This is a genomic window from Streptomyces niveiscabiei (genome assembly GCF_001419795.1).
Taxonomy (GTDB): Bacteria; Actinomycetota; Actinomycetes; order Streptomycetales; family Streptomycetaceae; genus Streptomyces; species Streptomyces niveiscabiei.
This window is the reverse complement of record NZ_LIRL01000312.1, coordinates 1-17,511: the sequence shown is the minus strand read 5'-3', so window position 1 is coordinate 17,511 and position 17,511 is coordinate 1. Positions and strand designations below refer to the sequence as shown.

The following is a 17,511-nucleotide window of genomic DNA, read 5'->3' as shown; positions in this document are numbered from 1 at the left end:
CCACAGCCGCCCCCGGCCCTCATCCACGCCTCGAACAAGGCATGACGCCACCCCCTTCTGCCGGTTAAGGTCACTCCGGCGTGACCGGCCCCCACGTGCGGGGACACCGGAGCGCACCGGCGATGGGAGACAGGTGGCGGAGGCACGGCGCGTCCTCGTGGCGGCGGACAAGTTCAAGGGCTCGCTGACGGCCGTGGAGGTCGCCGAACGGGTCACGGCGGGCCTGCGCAAGGCCGTCCCCGGCGTGACGGTCGAGGCGCTGCCGGTGGCGGACGGCGGCGACGGCACCGTCGCGGCGGCGCTCGCGGCCGGCTTCGACCGCCACGACGTACGCGTAGCGGGCCCCCTCGGCCACGAGGTCACCGCCGCGTTCGCCCTGCGCGGTGACACCGCCGTCGTCGAGATGGCCGAGGCCAGCGGCCTGCACCGGCTCCCGCGCGGCGTCTTCGCCCCCCTGACCGCGTCCACGTACGGCTCCGGCGAACTCCTGCGCGCGGCGCTCGACGCGGGCGCCCGCACGATCGTCTTCGGCGTCGGCGGCAGCGCCACGACGGACGGCGGCGCGGGCATGCTCTCGGCGCTGGGCGCCCGCTTCGTGGACGCGGACGGCGAGCCCGTCGCCCCCGGCGGAGGCGGCCTCGCGGACCTCGCCCGAGCCGACCTGACCGGCCTGGACGCCCGCCTGCGGGACATCGACCTGATCCTCGCCAGCGACGTCGACAACCCGCTCACCGGCCCGACCGGCGCCCCCGCCGTGTACGGCCCGCAGAAGGGCGCCTCCCCGGACGACGTCGCCGCCCTCGACGCCGCCCTCGGCCACTTCGCGAAGGTCCTGGAGACCGCCGTGGGCCCGACAGCCGCCGCACACGCGCTCGCGCCCGGCGCCGGAGCGGCCGGCGGCATCGGCTACGGCGCGCTGCTGCTCGGCGCCCGCTTCCGCCCCGGCATCGAGATCATGCTCGACGTCCTCGGCTTCGCCCCCGCCCTGGCCCGCGCCGACCTCGTCATCACCGGCGAGGGTTCCCTCGACACCCAGACCCTGCACGGCAAGGCCCCAGCAGGCGTCGCCGCAGCCGCCCGTACCGCCGGCAAGGACGTCGTCGCCGTCTGCGGCCGGCTGGCGCTGACGCCGGAGGCCCTCGCGGGAGCCGGCATCCGCCGCGCGTACCCCCTCACCGAGATCGAGCCGGACGTCGCGCGGTGCATCGAGGAGGCCGGACCGATCCTGGAGAAGGTCGCGGAACGGATCGGCCGGGACCTGCTGGGCTGAGAGGACCGTACGACTGTCGGTTTATGTGACGTACGGGCTTGCGTGCCCCGCGAACGCCGAAGCGCCCGGAACCCATCGGTCCCGGGCGCTTCGGCGCCGTACGAAGAGCAAGCGGTTACGGCAGCTGCGCCGTACGCGCCTCGCGGCGGTTGTCGCGGAAGTTGTTCACCCGGCGGGCCGTGGCGAACAGTGGGATGACCGCGCCCATGACGAGCTGGAGCGCGCAGCCCGTCTGGAGGAGGAGCTGGCCGCCGGGGGCGCCGAACGCCCACGCCGCGAGCATGCCCATCGACAGGACGATCCACGAGAGCATGGCGCCCGCGAGCGGTCCGCGCGGCTTCGGGTACTCGACGCGGCTCACCATCAGCCAGGCCGTACCGACGATCGCCAGAAGTGTCGCCACGAACGGCAGTTCCAGCAGCACGATCGCGACGACCGTGAGCGCGCCGAACGGCGACGGCATCCCCTGGAACATCCCGTTCGCGGGCGTCACGCACGAGAAGCGGGCGAGTCTCAGCACCACCGCGAGCAGTACGACGACCGCGCCGACCGCCGCCACCCGCTGGTGCGCGTCGTTGGCGACCATGCCGTAGACGAGGACGAAGTACGCCGGGGCCAGGCCGAAGCTGACCAGGTCGGAGAGGTTGTCCAGCTCCGCGCCCATCGGCGAGGAGCGCAGCTTGCGGGCCACGAGGCCGTCGAACAGGTCGAAGACCGCCGCGCACAGCATCAGGATGACGGCGGTGGCCGCGCTGCTGCGCGCCATGCCGCTCTCCTGGCTGCCCGTGAGGTGCGGGATGAGGATGCCGGTGGTGGTGAAGTACACCGCCATGAAGCCGCAGGTGGCGTTGCCGAGCGTGAGGGCGTCCGCTATCGACAGCCGCAGGGAGAGGGGCATCTCCTCCGCGTCGTCCTCTTCGTCGGCCTCCGGCACCCAGCCGGTCTGCGTCTCAGGGTCAATCACGGTCAAGACGAGTCACCCCCGCAACGGTCTTCTGCCCGACCTCGACGGCGACCTCGATGCCTTCGGGGAGGTACACGTCCACGCGCGAACCGAACCGGATGAGTCCGATGCGCTCGCCCTGCTCGACCTTCGTGCCCTCGGGGAGGTAGGGGACGATGCGGCGGGCGACCGTACCGGCGATCTGGATCATCTCGATGTCACCGAGCTCGGTGTCGAAGTGCCAGACCACCCGCTCGTTGTTCTCGCTCTCCTTGTTGAACGCCGGGACGAAACCGCCCGGCACGTGCTCCACGGACGTCACCGTGCCCGCGAGGGGCGCGCGGTTGACGTGGACGTTGAGCGGGCTCATGAAGATCGCGACCCGGGTGCGCCCGTCCTTCCACGGCATGATGCTCTGCACCACGCCGTCGGCGGGGGAGATGACCCGGCCCGAGGCGATCTCGCGCTCGGGGTCGCGGAAGAACCACAGCATGCCCGCCGCCAGCGCGGTGGCGGGTACGGCGACTGCCTTCGCGGCGCCCGAGCGGCGGGCGCGGACCAGGCTGACGGCTGCGGTGGCGACGGTCGGGAGAAGCCACGGCGATGCTCCGCGCGCAAGGCGTACGCCGGCGAGGCTGTCGCGAGGTGCAGAGGTTTGGCTGTGGGGCATGGATGACCTTCGTAGCGGATGATGCCGCGCTCTGAACGGGGGACGGCGGCTTTCCGGCGATCGTAGCGGTTCACGACCACAACTGGGTAAGCCAGGAAGACGAGTCGACGGCTGAGAGCGATTGACGGGGTGTGACCTTCTTCTCGAAGAAAACACCCCCAACCGGTACATCTAGCCCTGGAATCGATACTCTTCGAGCAACCTTCGGCCGATGATCATTTTCTGGATCTCGGCGGTGCCTTCACCGATCAGGAGCATCGGGGCCTCGCGGTACAGGCGCTCGATCTCGTACTCCTTGGAGAAGCCGTAGCCACCGTGGATCCGGAATGCGTCCTCGACCACTTCCTTGCAGTACTCGGAGGCGAGGTACTTCGCCATCCCGGCCTCGAGGTCGTTTCGCTCACCCGAGTCCTTTTTGCGTGCCGCATTGACCATCATCGCATGGGCGGCCTCGACCTTGGTAGCCATCTCCGCGAGCTTGAACTGGATCGCCTGGTGCTGGGCGATCGGCTTGCCGAAGGTGTGACGTTGCTGGGCGTACTGGACGCCGAGCTCGAAGGCACGCTGGGCGACGCCGCAGCCACGTGCCGCGACGTTCACGCGGCCGACCTCGACGCCGTCCATCATTTGGTAAAAACCTCGGCCGGTCTCCCCGCCGAGCACCCGGTTCGCCGGAACCCGCAGGTCAGACATGACCAGCTCGGTCGTATCGACGCCCTTGTACCCCATCTTCTCGATCTTCCCGGGGATCGTCAGACCGGGACGCACCTCCCCGAACCCGGGCTCCTTCTCCACCAGGAACGTCGTCATCGCCTGATGCGGCTTGACCGCCGCCGTCGCCGGGTCGTGTCCTTCGTCACTTCGCACGAGAACCGCCACCAGAGACGACGTACCGCCGTTCGTCAGCCACATCTTCTGGCCGTTCAGGACGAAATCGTCACCGTCTCTGACCGCTTTCGACGTGATCGCCGACACGTCCGAACCGAGCCCCGGCTCCGACATCGAGAACGCGCCCCTGACGTCCCCGGCCGCCATCCGCGGCAGGAAGTACTCCTTCTGCTCCTGCGTGCCGTGCTGCTTGAGCATGTACGCCACGATGAAGTGCGTGTTGACGATCCCGGACACCGACATCCAGCCGCGCGCGATCTCCTCCACGCACAGCGCGTACGTCAGCAGCGACTCGCCCAGACCGCCGTACTCCTCCGGGATCATCAGCCCGAACAGGCCCAACTCCTTGAGGCCGTCCACGATCTGCTGCGGATACTCGTCCCGGTGCTCCAGCTCGGTGGCGACCGGGATGATCTCCTTGTCGACGAAGTCCCTTACCGTGGACAGGATTTCGGTCTGTACGTCCGTGAGGCCGGCGGTCTGCGCGAGGCGTGCCATGGCGTGGGTCAGCCTTCCTGAAGTTCCGGGCGGCCGGGCTGCTCGCCGCCGCGCTCCTTGATGTACGTCTCCGTCGGAACCATGACCTTGCGCCGGAACACGCACACCAGCGTGCCGTCCTGCTTGTAGCCCTTGGTCTCGACGTGGACGATCCCGCGGTCGTCCTTCGACTTCGACGGCCACTTGTCCAGCACCGTCGTCTGCCCGTAGATCGTGTCGCCGTGGAAGGTCGGCGCCACGTGCTTCAGCGACTCGATCTCCAGGTTGGCGATCGCCTTGCCCGAGACGTCCGGGACGGACATGCCGAGCAGCAGCGAGTAGATGTAGTTCCCCACCACCACGTTCTTGCCGAAGTCCGTCGTGTTCCCGGCGTAGTTGGCGTCCAGGTGGAGCGGGTGGTGGTTCATCGTGAGGAGGCAGAAGAGGTGGTCGTCGTACTCGGTGACCGTCTTGCCGGGCCAGTGCTTGTACACCGCGCCGACCTCGAACTCCTCGTAGGTGCGCCCGAACTGCATCTGTCTCACGCCTCCGGGATCTCGAACTTCGACGTCCGGGTCATGCCGGCCGCCCTGCCCTTGCCGGAGACGACCAGCGCCATCTTGCGGCTCGCCTCGTCGATCATCTCGTCGCCGAGCATCGCCGAACCCTTCTTCCCGCCCGCCTCGGACGTGTAGTACTCGTACGCGTCCAGGATCAGTTCCGCGTGGTCGTAGTCCTCCTGCGACGGCGAGAAGATCTCGTTGGACGCCTCGACCTGGCCCGGGTGCAGCACCCACTTGCCGTCGAAGCCGAGCGCTGCGGCACGCCGGGCGACCTCGCGGTAGCCGTCGACGTTGCGGATCTGGAGGTAGGGGCCGTCGATCGCCTGGAGGTCGTTCGCGCGGGCGGCCATCAGGATCTTCATGAGGATGTAGTGATAGGCGTCCGCGGGGTAGCCGGGGGGCTGTTCGCCGACGACGAGGGACTTCATGTTGATCGACGCCATGAAATCGGCCGGACCGAAGATGATCGTCTCAATACGTTGACTGGCCTGGGCGATTTCATTGACGTTGTTGAGTCCCTGTGCATTCTCGATCTGCGCCTCAATACCGATGCGCCCGACCTCGAATCCCATGGTCTTCTCGATCTGCGTCAACAGAAGGTCGAGCGCCACGATCTGCTGCGCGTTCTGCACCTTCGGCAGCATGACGCAGTCGAGGTTCGGGCCGGCGCCCTCGACGACCGTGACGACATCCCGGTACGTCCACTCGGTCGTCCAGTCGTTGACGCGCACGACCCTCGTCTTGCCCGTCCAGTCGCCCTCGTTGAGGAACTTGACGATCGTGTGCCGTGCCTCCGGCTTCGCGAGCGGCGCGCACGCGTCCTCCAGGTCCAGGAAGACCTGGTCCGCCGGGAGGCCCTGAGCCTTCTCCAGGAAGCGCGGGTTGCTGCCCGGCACGGCGAGACAGGAGCGGCGGGGACGGAGACGGTTGACGGTCATGCGGGGACCTCCAGGGGGTCGAGCCGGTTCGCTGTGCGGATCTCGTCGACGATGCGGCCGATGATTCCGGTGATGTCGAAGTCCTTCGGGGTGAAGACCGCGGCCACACCCGCGGCCCGCAGCTCTTCGGCGTCACCGCTGGGGATGATGCCACCGGCGATCACCGGGATGTCTGTGGCACCGGCCACACGCAGCCGTTCGAGGACGTCCGGGACCAGGCGGGCGTGCGAGCCGGACAGGATCGACAGGCCGACCGCGTGCACGTCCTCCGCGAGCGCCGCGTCCACGATCTGCTCCGGCGTCAGCCGGATGCCCTGGTACACCACCTCGAACCCGGCGTCCCGCGCGCGCACCGCGATCTGCTCGGCGCCGTTGGAGTGCCCGTCCAGGCCCGGCTTGCCGACCAGGAAACGCAGCTTGCCGGTGCCGAGGTCCCGCGCGGTGACGTCCACCCTGCGGCGCACCTCCGCCAGCGCCGACCCCTCCTCCACGGGAACCGCGACCGGCGCCGACGACACGCCCGTCGGCGCCCTGAACTCGCCGAACACCTCGCGCAGGGCGCCCGCCCACTCGCCGGTCGTGATGCCCGCGCGGGCGCACTCCAGGGTGGCCTCCATGAGGTTCTCCGTGCCCTGCGCGGCCTCCTTGAGGCGGTCCAGGGCCTGGCGGACCGTCGGGTAGTGGAAGGGGTCGCCCATGCCCTGCCGGTCGGACGACTCCTGACGGGTGGTGCGCCACTCCTCGACGGCCGCCACGACCCGTTCCTCGACAGCCGGATCGACTGTCTGGATGGCTTGATCGAGATCGGCGGTGAGTGGATTGGGCTCCGTCGTATTGAACGCATTGACGCCGACGATCAACTCTTGACCGGACTCAATACGTGCCCGGCGCTCCGCGTGCGACGCCACCAGCTGCGACTTCAGGTACCCCGACTCCACCGCGGCCATCGCGCCGCCCATCTCCTGGATCCGCGCCATCTCCGCGAGGGAGTCCGCGACCAGCGCGTCCACCTTCTTCTCGATGACGTGCGACCCCGCGAAGATGTCCTCGTACTCCAGCAGATCGCTCTCGTGCGCCAGCACCTGCTGGATCCGCAGCGACCACTGCTGGTCCCACGGCCTCGGCAGCCCCAGCGCCTCGTTCCACGCCGGCAGCTGCACCGCCCGCGCGCGGGCGTCCTTCGACAGCGTCACCGCGAGCATCTCCAGCACGATCCGCTGGACGTTGTTCTCCGGCTGCGCCTCCGTCAGCCCCAGCGAGTTGACCTGCACGCCGTAGCGGAACCGGCGCTGCTTGGGGTCCTCGATGCCGTACCGCTCGCGCGTCACCTGGTCCCAGATGCGGCCGAAGGCGCGCATCTTGCACATCTCCTCGATGAAGCGGACGCCGGCGTTGACGAAGAAGGAGATCCGGCCGACGACGTCACCGAAACGCTCGGCGGGGATCTGCCCCGAATCGCGGACCGCGTCCAGCACGGCGACCGCCGTCGACATCGCGTACGCGATCTCCTGGACGGGCGTCGCCCCCGCCTCCTGGAGGTGATAGCTGCATATGTTGATCGGGTTCCACTTCGGCATGTGGTTGACCGTGTAACAGATCATGTCCGTCGTCAGCCGCAGCGAGGGACCCGGCGGGAAGACGTGCGTCCCCCGCGAGAGGTACTCCTTGACGATGTCGTTCTGCGTCGTCCCCTGGAGCAGCTCGGGGTCAGCGCCCTGCTCCTCCGCGACGACCTGATAGAGCGCCAGCAGCCACATCGCGGTCGCGTTGATCGTCATCGAGGTGTTCATGCGCTCCAGGGGGATGTCCTGGAACAGCCGCCGCATGTCCCCGAGATGGGCCACCGGCACACCCACCCGGCCGACCTCGCCGCGCGCGAGGACGTGGTCGGGGTCGTAGCCGGTCTGGGTCGGCAGGTCGAAGGCGACCGACAGACCCGTCTGGCCCTTGGCGAGGTTGCGGCGGTACAGCTCGTTGGACGCCTCGGCGGTGGAGTGCCCGGCGTACGTCCGCATGAGCCACGGCCGGTCCTTCTGGCGCTCTGTCATCGGGTGCCCTCAGACGTTCCGGAAGCGGTTGATGGCGTCGATGTGCTGCTCGCGCTTGGCGTGGTCGCGCACGCCCAGGCCCTCCTCGGGCGCCAGGCACAGGACGCCGACCTTGCCCTGGTGCAGGTTGCGGTGGACGTCGTACGCGGCCTGGCCGGTCTCCTGGAGGGCGTACACCTTGGAGAGCGTCGGGTGGATCTTTCCCTTGGCGACCAGGCGGTTGGCCTCCCACGCCTCGCGGTAGTTCGCGAAGTGCGAGCCGATGATCCGCTTGAGGGACATCCACAGGTACCGGTTGTCGTACTCGTGGTTGTAGCCGGACGTGGACGCGCAGGTGACGATCGTGCCGCCCTTGCGGGTGACGTACACCGACGCGCCGAACGTCTCGCGGCCCGGGTGCTCGAAGACGATGTCGACGTCCTCGCCGCCGGTCAGCTCGCGGATGCGCTTGCCGAAGCGCTTCCACTCGCGCGGGTCCTGCGTGTGGTCGTCCTGCCAGAACTTGTAGTCCTCGGCGGTCCGGTCGATGATCGCCTCCGCGCCCATCCGGCGGCAGATCTCCGCCTTCTGCGGGCTGGAGACGACACAGATCGGCGTGGCGCCGCCGGCCAGCGCGAACTGCGTGGCGTAGCTGCCGAGTCCGCCGCTCGCGCCCCAGATCAGGACGTTGTCGCCCTGCTTCATCCCGGCGCCGTTGCGCGAGACGAGCTGCCGGTACGCCGTCGAGTTGACGAGGCCGGGCGAGGCGGCCTCCTCCCAGCTCAGGTGGTCCGGCTTCGGCATCAGCTGGTTCGACTTGACCAGCGCGATCTCCGCGAGGCCGCCGAAGTTCGTCTCGAAGCCCCAGATGCGCTGCTCCGGGTCGAGCATCGTGTCGTTGTGGCCGTCGGACGACTCCAGCTCGACGGACAGGCAGTGCGCGACGACCTCGTCACCCGGCTGCCACGCGTTGACGCCGGGCCCGGTGCGCAGGACGACGCCCGCGAGGTCGGAGCCGATGACGTGGTACGGCAGGTCGTGGCGCCTCGTCAGCTCGCTGACCTTGCCGTAGCGCTCCAGGAACCCGAACGTCGACAGGGGCTCGAAGATCGACGTCCACACGGAGTTGTAGTTCACGGACGACGCCATGACCGCCACCAGGGCCTCGCCCGGGCCGAGTTCGGGCACGGGCACCTCGTCCAGGTGCAGCGACTTGCGCGGGTCCTTGTCGCGGGTCCGCATCCCCGCGAACATCTCCGTCTCGTCCTTGTGCACGGTGATCGCGCGGTACGACTCGGGCAGCGGGAGGGCGGCGAAGTCGGCGGATGTGCTCTCCGGCGACTGGATCGCCTCCAGGATGTCCTTCACGGTCACGGTGTTGCCTCCGGCGGTGTGCGCCCCTGAGGGAAGGGCGCGGTGAGGGTGCTGGCTTCTGGTGTGCGGCGGCGCTTTGTGGCGCGGGAGGTTGCCTGTGACGCAGGCGTCCGGGTGCGCGGCGACGTGGTGCGCGGGGACAACCGGCGGACGGCTGTTCGCCGTCCGCCGGCCACCCGGACGACTTCAAGGTATGACACCCCGTGTCACTCGGCAAGGCACTGAGTGCCATGAATTGCGCTCAGGTGAATTCTTTACTTGACAAGTGAGCGATGATCGATCAAGTGGGGGTCCTGAGGTGCGGGAAAACGTGCCCTGACATGCCAAAACGGCCACCCCTGGGGGTGGCCGTCGTCACAGAGATGTTCTCGGGTCAGCGTTCCTTGAGCGCCTGCTCGATCGCCCGCATGACCTCGTCCAGCGGCGCGTCCGTCCGGGCGACCGTCACCAGGACCTCGCCCTGCGCCGAGAGCGCCGCCGGGGGCGCCGGTACGGCGGGGGAGGGGGGCGTCGCCGCCCGCCCGATGCCGATGCCCGTGCCGAACGTACGGCGCACGATCGCGAACGCGTGGTCCAACTGCGCCTCCACGTCGCCCTGCCCGCCCGCGCGCAGCCAGCGCCGCAGCACGTGGTTGTGCGCGGTGACCACCGCCGACGCGGCGACCTCGGCCAGCAGCGGGTCGTCGTTCGCGTCGTCGTCGTGCGCGTGCTCGTCGAAGTGGCCCAGCAGATAGCGCGTGAACAGCCGCTCGTAGCGGGCCACCGAGGCGATCTCCGCCTCGCGCAGGGTGGGCACCTCACGCGTCAGCTTGTAGCGGGCGACCGAGATCTCCGGCCGCGCCGCGTACATCTTCATGACCTCCTTGATGCCGCGGCACACGGTGTCGAGGGGGTGCTCGTGCGCCGGGGCGGCGTTCAGCACCGCCTCCGCGCGGACCAGCGTGTCGTCGTGGTCCGGGAAGATCGCCTCCTCCTTGGAACGGAAGTGGCGGAAGAACGTACGGCGCGCGACCCCGGCCGTCGCCGCGATCTCGTCGACGGTGGTCGCCTCGTAGCCCTTCGTCGCGAACAGCTCCATCGCGGCTGCCGCCAGTTCTCGGCGCATCTTGAGCCGCTGGGCGGCGGCACGGCTGCCTGCGGCACTCTCCGGCGCGTCGGACGAGGCGGGGGTACGGGAGGACTTGGCGGGCTGGGACATGCCCCGAACGTACTGCATGTGTACGGCCCGATGCGCAGGTCCGGGGTCCGCCCGGCCTGCGGAATCGAGCAGCCCGCCCCAGTCCGCCCGCCCCAGGAAGGGGTCAGCGCCTGGCATGTTCGCGGAAGCCGCGGCCCGTCTTGCGGCCGAGGCAGCCCGCGGCGACCAGGTGCTCCAGAAGCGGCGCCGGCGCGAGGCCGGGGTCGCGGAACTCGCGGTGCAGGACCTTCTCGATGGCGAGGGAGACGTCCAGGCCGACGACGTCGAGGAGTTCGAAGGGGCCCATCGGGTAGCCGCCGCCGAGCCGCATCGCCGCGTCAATGTCGTCAAGAGATGCGTAGTGTTCCTGCACCATCTTGATCGCGTTGTTGAGATACGGGAACAGCAGGGCATTCACGATGAACCCCGCACGGTCTCCACAGTTGACGGGATGCTTCTTGATCGATGCACAGACCTCGTCAACAGTTGATCGAGTATCGTCCGCCGTCAACACTGTACGGACCACCTCGACCAGCTTCATCGCCGGTGCAGGATTGAAGAAGTGCATCCCGACGACGTCCTGGGGCCGCGACGTCGCCCGCGCGCACGCGATCACCGGCAACGACGACGTCGTGGTCGCCAGCACCGCACCCGGCCGGCACACCTTGTCCAGCGTCGCGAACAACTGCTGCTTGACCGCGAGATCCTCCGCGACCGCCTCGACGGCGAGGTCGACGTCCGCGAACGCGTCGTACGACCCGGCCGGCGTGATCCGCTCCAGGGTCAGCGCGGCCGACTCCGCAGTGAGCCGCCCCTTGTCGACGGACCGCGCGAGGGACCTCCCGATCCGGGCCTTCGCGGCGACGGCCTTCTCCTCGCTGCGGGCGGCCAGGACGACGTCGTACCCGGCCTTCGCGAACACCTCCGCGATGCCGGACGCCATGGTCCCGGACCCGGCGACGCCCACGGCCCTGACGGGGCGGCCGGGGACGCCGGAGGCGCCGGGGAGGGGGGTGAGGGCGTCGGGGACGACGGTCGCGCTGCCGGGAGCCTCGTACGTGTAGAAGCCGCGCCCCGCCTTGCGGCCCGTGAGCCCGGCCTCGCTGAGCTGGCGCAGGATCGGCGCGGGGGCGTGCAGACGGTCGTGGGAGGCGGCGTACATGGCGTCCAGGACGGTGCGCGCGGTGTCGACGCCGATCAGGTCGAGGAGGGCGAGCGGGCCCATCGGGAGGCCGCAGCCCAGGCGCATCGCCGCGTCGATGTCCTCGCGGGAGGCGTAGCGCGCCTCGTACATCGCCGCCGCCTGGTTGAGGTAGCCGAACAGCAGGCCGTCCGCGAAGCCGGGGCGGTCGCCGACGGCCACCGGCTCCTTGCCGAGTTCGACGGCCAGTTCGGTGACCGTCGCGACGGCCTGCGGGGCGGTCAGCACCGACGAGACGACCTCGACGAGCTTCATCGCGGGCGCCGGGTTGAAGAAGTGCAGGCCCAGCACGCGCTCCGGGCGCGCGGACTCGGCCGCGAGCCGGGTCACGGACAGGGCGTTCGTACCGGTCGCGAGGATCGTGTCGGGGCGCACGACGCCGTCCAGTTCGCGGAAGATCTGCTGCTTGATCTCGTACGACTCCGGCGCGACCTCGATCACCAGGTCCGCGTCGGCCGCCTCGCGCAGGTCCGTGCCCGTACGGACCAGGGCGAGCGCGTCCGCGCGCTGCCGCTCGGTGAGCCGGCCGCGGGCCACCGCGCGGGCGGTGGAGGCCTCCAGGGCGGCGACACAGCGGGCCGCCTGCGCCGCGCTGATGTCGATGCCGATCACCCGGCGGCCGGCCTTGGCGAGGACTTCGGTGATGCCGGTGCCCATCGTGCCGAGACCGACGACGGCGACGGTCCGCAGGGCCTGCTGGGGCAGCGGGGTCTGCTGGGTGGAGGGGGACAGGGGAGTGGCCATCGAGGGACTCCAGAGAAGTGGTGACGACTGGGAGAGCGCCGGGTGCGCCGAGGGGGCGCGCGGGGCGCGAAAGGCTGCGGGTGCTGCCGGGCTGCGAGCGCACACGCCCGGTGGCCGACGGAGTGGAGCTGGGGCGCGCACACGCCCGACGTACCGATGCGTACGGCTTGTCCGGCTCGTACGGCGGAGAGATCCGACCGGCCCTGTCCCGGAGCCGGGTCGTGCTTCCCACGGCGGCTGCGTCACCAGGCCGCCATGAGGAGGTACGCGGGAGGGTGTCCCGCTCGTCTGAGCTTAACCCGTGAGTAACGAGCGCGCCAGCCCCTGGATGCGGCGGACTTCGCGAACCCGTTCCCCTCCTGGTCGCACCCCGCCTACGCTCTGAATCATGGACGAGGAGTCGCGATCGCTCACGGAGCGCTTACGCCGGGAGTCGGGCGGGGGCGAGCCCTTCGAGCGGCTCGCGGCGGCCGGCGTGGACGAACTGGCCGGGGTGCTGACCGAGCCCGGACGGCCGCTGTGGGCGCGGGAGCTGGCCGCGTACCGGCTCGGCCTCGCGGGGGACCGGCGCGCCTTCGAGGCCCTCGTCCTCCTCCTCAACCACCGCGACCCCCCGCGCTGCGCCTCCGCCGCGCACGCGCTCGCCCGCCTCGGCGATCCCCGCACCGCCCGCGCGGCGGCGGCCCTCGCCACCAACGAACTCCGCGTCGCCTACGCGCTCCAGCCGGTCCGCCTCCTGGCCGCGCTCGCCGCCCCCGAGTCGGTTCCGGCCCTGATCACGACCCTCCGCCGCCGCCTCACCCCCCACGACCCGTACCGCCGCGTGGCACTGGCCTGCATCGAGGGCCTCGGCGCGCTCCGCGATCCCCGCGCGCGGCCGGTGCTGGAGGAGACCCTGGCCCATCCGGCGCTGGCGGAGGCCGGGGCGCGGGCACTGCGGAGGATTCCGGTTCGGCGCCGGTGAGGTGGGTGCGGCGCGGGTGGCGTGTGACGTCCTGACAGGTGGTCAGCCGCCCACCTCCCCCACGTACCGCACCTCCGGCACCTCCACCCCGGCCACCTCGAACGGTTCCTCCGTGCCGTCGGGAGCGAGCCCCGCGCGCTCGTAGAACCGGCGTGCGCGGGCGTTGTCCTTGAGGACCCACAGGTACAGCCGCTCGCACCCCCGCGCGGCGAGTTGCCGGCGCGTCTCCTGGAGGAGCGCGTGTCCGACGCCGGTGCCGAAGGAGGCCGCGTCCACGTACAGGGCGTACAACTCCGCGTCGTCCGTGAGGAGTTCACCGTCCCGGTACGGGCCGTGACACGCCCAGCCGACGACCGTGCCGGCGCGCTCGGCGACGAGGTTGACCACGTTCTCGCCGGCGTTCGCGAAGTGGGCGCGGCGGCGGTCGGTGTCCTCGGGGACGGAGAGGGCGTCGAGGTAGGGCTGGGGGACGAGGCCCCGGTAGGCGGTCTGCCAGCCGCGCACGCGGATCTCGGCGACGCGGGGACAGTCGGCGAGGACCATGGGGCGGACCGGGAGCGGGTCGCCCGCGCCGGCCACGTGGCTGTACTGCGAGGCGGGGGCGACGCCGTCAGGGGCCGGGGTGCGGGTCAGATCGCTCATGCACCCATCATGGATCACGGGTCTGACAACGCCCCCGGCCCCTCGGTTCGACGAACCCTGTCTCAGCCCCTGAACCCCAGCAGCCCGTGCAGCGCGGTGCCGTGCGCCGAAGGCGCCGCGACCTTGCTGGTGAGCGGCTTGGGGTCCGGCAGGGCCTTGCACACCGCGTCGACGGGGCCGTCGGCGCGTGGGACCGTGCCGTCCGTGAGGTACGCGGCGAGGTGCTTGTCGAGGCACGCGTTGCCGCTGAGGGTGATGCCGTGGTTGCCGCCGCCCTCCTCGACGACGAGGCTGGAGCCGCGCAGCAGCGCGTGCGTGAGGGCGCCGCCCTCGTACGGGGTCGCGGCGTCGTTGGTCGCCTGGAACAGCAGGACCGGCGGCAGCTTGTGGTTGGCGACGTTCACCGGACGGAGCGACTTCGTCGGCCAGAACGCGCACGCCGCGTTGTACCAGGCGTTGTTCCAGGTCATGAAGGGCGCCTTCTCGTACGTCGCCCAGTTGTCGACCCGCCACTGCTCCCAGTCGCGCGGCCAGGCGGCGTCCCGGCACTGCACCGAGCTGTAGACGCTGAACCCGTTGTCCCCGGATGCGTCGACCGCGCCGAACTTCTCGTACGCCTCGACCAGCGGATCGGCGTCCTGGGTGTTCACGTACGCGGCGAACGCCTCGGCGAGGTAGGGCCAGTAGCCGTTGAAGTACCCGCCCGGCAGGAACGTGTCCTCCAGCTCGGAGGCGCCGACCTTGCCGCCGGCCGGCTTCTTCGCGAGGGACGCGCGCATGGCGTACCACTTCGTCTCGACCTTCTCGGGGTCGGTGCCGAGGTGGTAGGTGGCGTCGTACTTCGCGATCCACGCCATCAGCGCGCGGTGGCGGTCGTTGAAGGCGACGTCCTGGGAGAGGTTGTCGTCGTACCAGACACCCGAGGGGTCGACGATCGAGTCGAGCACCAGGCGGCGCACGCGCTCCGGGTAGAGCTTCGCGTAGACGGCGCCCAGGTACGTGCCGTACGAGTAGCCGAAGTAGTTGATCCGGTGCGCGCCCACGGCCGTGCGGATGGCGTCCATGTCGCGCACCGCGCTGACGGTGTCGATGTACGGCAGGAGCTTGGCGTACTTCGTGCCGCAGGCTTTCGCGAACGACTGCACGCGCGCGAGGTTGGCCCGTTCGATCGCCTCGGTGACGGGCACCGAGTCGGGGCGCACGGGGTCGAAGTGGCCCGGCTTGCAGTCCAGCGCGGGCGTGGACTTGCCGACCCCGCGCGGGTCGAAGCCGATGACGTCGTACTGCGCGGCGACGTTCTTCGGGAGCGTCGAGGCGACGAACCCGGCGAGGGACAGGCCGCTGCCGCCGGGACCGCCGGGGTTGACCAGCAGGGGGCCCTGGTAGGTCTTGGCGGTGTGCGGGACGCGGGTCAGCGCGAGGCTGATCCGCTGCCCGCGCGGGTTGTCGTGGTCGAGCGGCACCTTCAGGGAGGCGCACTGGAGCGTCGGGTGGTCGGTCGTACCGCAGCTCTTCCAGGCGAGCTTCTCGGTGTGCTGCACCGGAGCGGCCTCTACGGGCGCGGCGGTGAGCGTCGCGGCCACGACGGCGGCGGCACCGCACAGTACGGCTGCGCGTTTTCTCATGGAGCCTCCCAGGACTGCCGGGACCGTGTGGGTCGACGGCCCCGGCGGCATGGTCCCGGGAAGCGGGGGCGGAAGAACCTGTTCCGCCGATAGTTGACCCGATCGGATGTTCCGGACGTGCTCAGAGCAGGGTCAGCTGGACCGGACCCGCCGGTTCCGGCTCCTCCGCCTGCGCGGGCGTGAGAGTCCTGCGCGGCATCCCCGCGCGCGTGGGGCCGATGCCGTACTCCCGCGCCAGTTCGTGGACCTGACGGGTGATCCGGCGCTGGTACCAGGTCGGGGCGTAGGCGCCGTCCGCGTACAGCCGGTCGTAACGGGACGTCAGACGCGGGTGGTGGTGCGCCAGCCAGGCCATGAACCACTCGCGCGCGCCGGGCCGCAGATGCAGCGTCAGCGGCGTCACGGACGTCGCTCCGGCGGCGGCGATCGCGCGCACGGTGGCGCGCAGCTGATCGGGGTGGTCGCCGAGGAACGGGATCACGGGAGCCATCAGGACGCCGCACCCGAGCCCGGCGTCGGCGAGCGCGCGGACGACGTCCAGGCGCCGCCCCGGGGCCGGGGTGCCCGGCTCCACCGTGCGCCACAGCTCCTCGTCGAGGAAGCCGACCGACACGGAGACGCCGACGTCGGTCACCTCGGCGGCCCGCCGCAGCAGGTCGAGGTCGCGCAGGATCAGCGTCCCCTTGGTGAGGATCGAGAACGGGTTCGCGCGCTCCCGAAGTGCGGTCAATATGCCCGGCATCAGTTGATAGCGGCCCTCTGCACGTTGATAGCAGTCAACGTTCGTGCCCATCGCGATGTGCTCGCCCTGCCAGCGCGGGGAGGCGAGTTCGCGGCGCAGCACCTCGGGGGCGTTCACCTTGACGACGATCTGCGTGTCGAAGCCGATGCCCGTGTCGAGGTCCAGATAGCTGTGCGTGCGGCGCGCGAAGCAGTACACGCACGCGTGCGAACAACCCCGGTAGGGGTTCACCGTCCATTCGAACGGCATGCGCGAGGCGCCCGGCACCCGGTTCAGGACCGAGCGGGCCCGGACCTCGTGGAACGTCATTCCGCGGAACTCGGGCGTGTCGAAGGTACGGGTGGTCACCGCGTCCGCGCCGAACAGGGCGGGGTCGGCCGCCCGGCCGTGCTCGCCGGGCTCCTGGGTGAGGTTCTGCCAGCGCATGACGCCTCCTCGGTAGCACTGGCCACAGAATAGAACACATGTTCCCATGATCGTGCGCGTGCCGTTTCCGATCGCTTTGGGACCCCCGATTTGGGTGGCCGCCCGGCGGGGTGGTTGGCTTGCCCCGACCCCGAGAAACAGGCCCTGGAGGAACTCATGGCGCAGGTCGAGGCCACCACCGAGCGCGTCGTCGCGGCGGACCCGGAGACGGTGTTCGACACGCTCGCCGACTACAGCGGCCCTCGCGCGAAGCTGATGCCCGAACAGTTCAGCGAGTTCGAGGTGCGCGAGGGCGGCGACGGCGAGGGCACGCTCGTGCACTGGAAGCTCCAGGCGACCAAGAAGCGCGTGCGCGACTGCCTCCTGGAGGTCACCGAGCCCACCGACGGCGAGCTCGTCGAGAAGGACCGCAACTCCTCCATGGTCACCGTCTGGCGCGTCACGCCCGCCGGCGAGGGCAGGGCGCGCGTCGTCGTCACCACGACCTGGCAGGGCGCCGGCGGCATCGGCGGCTTCTTCGAGAAGACCTTCGCCCCCAAGGGCCTCGCCCGGATCTACGACGCGCTGCTCGCCAACCTCGCCGCCGAGGTGGAGAAGTAGAACGCCCGGCCCGGCGGACAGGTTCCGCCCGAGCCCCGGCCGTTGATCGAATTCACCGGTTCGAGTGGTTGTTCCCTCGAACCCGGTCGGCGCCGTAACTCGTCGCGCTTGCCAGGAGTTGTCGCTTTACGCGGGAATTGTGTGGCAAGTGCGACGAGGGGAGCGGTACGTGGGCGGGATCACCCTGGTGCAGGAGGAGCCGGCGGTCGCGACGACCCCGCCGGCCGCCGCGCCCCCACC

15 protein-coding genes are annotated in these 17,511 nt (G+C 70.4%); 3 read left to right on the top strand and 12 right to left on the bottom strand.

The features are described from left to right. The first annotated feature begins 133 nt into the window (after positions 1 to 133). Positions 134 to 1,270: a glycerate kinase gene (locus AOK24_RS16300; RefSeq protein ID WP_055720801.1), complete on the top strand. Its 1,137-nt coding sequence runs from the start codon at positions 134 to 136 to the stop codon at positions 1,268 to 1,270. A 115-nt stretch (positions 1,271 to 1,385) separates the two neighbouring features. Here the strand turns inward: AOK24_RS16300 and pssA are convergent, their stop codons facing one another. The 9 genes from pssA to AOK24_RS16255 form a co-directional block, all read right to left on the bottom strand. Further along, positions 1,386 to 2,240 carry a CDP-diacylglycerol--serine O-phosphatidyltransferase gene (gene pssA / locus AOK24_RS16295; RefSeq protein WP_223786390.1) on the bottom strand — a complete coding sequence of 285 codons (855 nt, stop codon included), beginning with the start codon at positions 2,238 to 2,240 and terminating at the stop codon, positions 1,386 to 1,388. Continuing rightward, positions 2,227 to 2,883 carry a phosphatidylserine decarboxylase gene (locus tag AOK24_RS16290; protein WP_055720800.1) on the bottom strand — a complete coding sequence of 219 codons (657 nt, stop codon included), beginning with the start codon at positions 2,881 to 2,883 and terminating at the stop codon, positions 2,227 to 2,229. Before AOK24_RS16290 ends, pssA begins: the two co-directional genes overlap by 14 nt. A gap of 171 nt (positions 2,884 to 3,054) precedes the next feature. Further along, a complete protein-coding gene (locus AOK24_RS16285) occupies positions 3,055 to 4,269 on the bottom strand; it encodes an acyl-CoA dehydrogenase family protein (protein WP_055720799.1) in 1,215 nt (404 codons plus the stop codon). Positions 4,270 to 4,277: 8 nt separating this feature from the next. Next, positions 4,278 to 4,784 (bottom strand): MaoC family dehydratase, encoded by a 507-nt coding sequence (locus AOK24_RS16280; protein ID WP_055720798.1) that lies wholly within the window; start codon positions 4,782 to 4,784, stop codon positions 4,278 to 4,280. 5 nt (positions 4,785 to 4,789) lie between these two features. Next, positions 4,790 to 5,749, bottom strand: a complete 960-nt coding sequence (locus tag AOK24_RS16275) for an HpcH/HpaI aldolase/citrate lyase family protein (RefSeq protein ID WP_055720797.1) — start codon at positions 5,747 to 5,749, stop codon at positions 4,790 to 4,792. Beyond that, positions 5,746 to 7,797, bottom strand: a complete 2,052-nt coding sequence (locus tag AOK24_RS16270; protein WP_055720796.1) for a protein meaA — start codon at positions 7,795 to 7,797, stop codon at positions 5,746 to 5,748. The genes AOK24_RS16275 and AOK24_RS16270 overlap by 4 nt, the downstream gene beginning before the upstream one ends. 9 nt (positions 7,798 to 7,806) lie before the next feature. Beyond that, complete coding sequence (gene ccrA, locus AOK24_RS16265; RefSeq protein ID WP_193555105.1) at positions 7,807 to 9,144, bottom strand: crotonyl-CoA carboxylase/reductase; 1,338 nt, start codon at positions 9,142 to 9,144, stop codon at positions 7,807 to 7,809. A 379-nt stretch (positions 9,145 to 9,523) separates the two neighbouring features. Further along, a complete protein-coding gene (locus AOK24_RS16260; RefSeq protein ID WP_055720803.1) occupies positions 9,524 to 10,348 on the bottom strand; it encodes a TetR family transcriptional regulator in 825 nt (274 codons plus the stop codon). A 103-nt stretch (positions 10,349 to 10,451) separates the two neighbouring features. Beyond that, on the bottom strand, positions 10,452 to 12,272 hold the full coding sequence (locus AOK24_RS16255; protein ID WP_055720794.1) for a 3-hydroxyacyl-CoA dehydrogenase family protein: 1,821 nt from the start codon (positions 12,270 to 12,272) through the stop codon (positions 10,452 to 10,454). Between the two features lie 388 nt (positions 12,273 to 12,660). On the opposite strand from AOK24_RS16255, the gene AOK24_RS16250 reads away from it, so the two are divergent. Further along, entirely contained in the window at positions 12,661 to 13,236 is a 576-nt protein-coding gene (locus AOK24_RS16250; RefSeq protein WP_055720793.1) for an adenylosuccinate lyase, read from the top strand. A gap of 42 nt (positions 13,237 to 13,278) precedes the next feature. Here AOK24_RS16250 and AOK24_RS16245 read toward each other — a convergent pair whose 3' ends face one another. The 3 genes from AOK24_RS16245 to AOK24_RS16235 form a co-directional block, all read right to left on the bottom strand. Next, positions 13,279 to 13,779, bottom strand: a complete 501-nt coding sequence (locus tag AOK24_RS16245) for a GNAT family N-acetyltransferase (protein WP_107103972.1) — start codon at positions 13,777 to 13,779, stop codon at positions 13,279 to 13,281. A gap of 161 nt (positions 13,780 to 13,940) precedes the next feature. Next, positions 13,941 to 15,503 carry an alpha/beta hydrolase gene (locus tag AOK24_RS16240; RefSeq protein WP_055720792.1) on the bottom strand — a complete coding sequence of 521 codons (1,563 nt, stop codon included), beginning with the start codon at positions 15,501 to 15,503 and terminating at the stop codon, positions 13,941 to 13,943. Positions 15,504 to 15,624: 121 nt separating this feature from the next. Further along, complete coding sequence (locus tag AOK24_RS16235; RefSeq protein WP_055720791.1) at positions 15,625 to 16,671, bottom strand: Rv2578c family radical SAM protein; 1,047 nt, start codon at positions 16,669 to 16,671, stop codon at positions 15,625 to 15,627. A gap of 156 nt (positions 16,672 to 16,827) precedes the next feature. Here AOK24_RS16235 and AOK24_RS16230 point away from each other — a divergent pair, with 156 nt between their 5' ends. Then, positions 16,828 to 17,271 carry an SRPBCC family protein gene (locus AOK24_RS16230; RefSeq protein ID WP_055720790.1) on the top strand — a complete coding sequence of 148 codons (444 nt, stop codon included), beginning with the start codon at positions 16,828 to 16,830 and terminating at the stop codon, positions 17,269 to 17,271. Positions 17,272 to 17,511: the final 240 nt, after the last annotated feature.

Coding starts and splice junctions, on each gene's coding strand:
- AOK24_RS16290 (WP_055720800.1), bottom strand. CDS start 2,883: ATGCCCCACAGCCAAACCTCTGCACCTCGCGACAGCCTCGCCGGCGTA.
- AOK24_RS16285 (WP_055720799.1), bottom strand. CDS start 4,269: ATGGCACGCCTCGCGCAGACCGCCGGCCTCACGGACGTACAGACCGAA.
- AOK24_RS16280 (WP_055720798.1), bottom strand. CDS start 4,784: ATGCAGTTCGGGCGCACCTACGAGGAGTTCGAGGTCGGCGCGGTGTAC.
- AOK24_RS16275 (WP_055720797.1), bottom strand. CDS start 5,749: ATGACCGTCAACCGTCTCCGTCCCCGCCGCTCCTGTCTCGCCGTGCCG.
- AOK24_RS16270 (WP_055720796.1), bottom strand. CDS start 7,797: ATGACAGAGCGCCAGAAGGACCGGCCGTGGCTCATGCGGACGTACGCC.
- AOK24_RS16260 (WP_055720803.1), bottom strand. CDS start 10,348: ATGTCCCAGCCCGCCAAGTCCTCCCGTACCCCCGCCTCGTCCGACGCG.
- AOK24_RS16255 (WP_055720794.1), bottom strand. CDS start 12,272: ATGGCCACTCCCCTGTCCCCCTCCACCCAGCAGACCCCGCTGCCCCAG.
- AOK24_RS16250 (WP_055720793.1), top strand. CDS start 12,661: ATGGACGAGGAGTCGCGATCGCTCACGGAGCGCTTACGCCGGGAGTCG.
- AOK24_RS16245 (WP_107103972.1), bottom strand. CDS start 13,779: ATGGTCCTCGCCGACTGTCCCCGCGTCGCCGAGATCCGCGTGCGCGGC.
- AOK24_RS16240 (WP_055720792.1), bottom strand. CDS start 15,503: ATGAGAAAACGCGCAGCCGTACTGTGCGGTGCCGCCGCCGTCGTGGCC.
- AOK24_RS16235 (WP_055720791.1), bottom strand. CDS start 16,671: ATGCGCTGGCAGAACCTCACCCAGGAGCCCGGCGAGCACGGCCGGGCG.
- AOK24_RS16230 (WP_055720790.1), top strand. CDS start 16,828: ATGGCGCAGGTCGAGGCCACCACCGAGCGCGTCGTCGCGGCGGACCCG.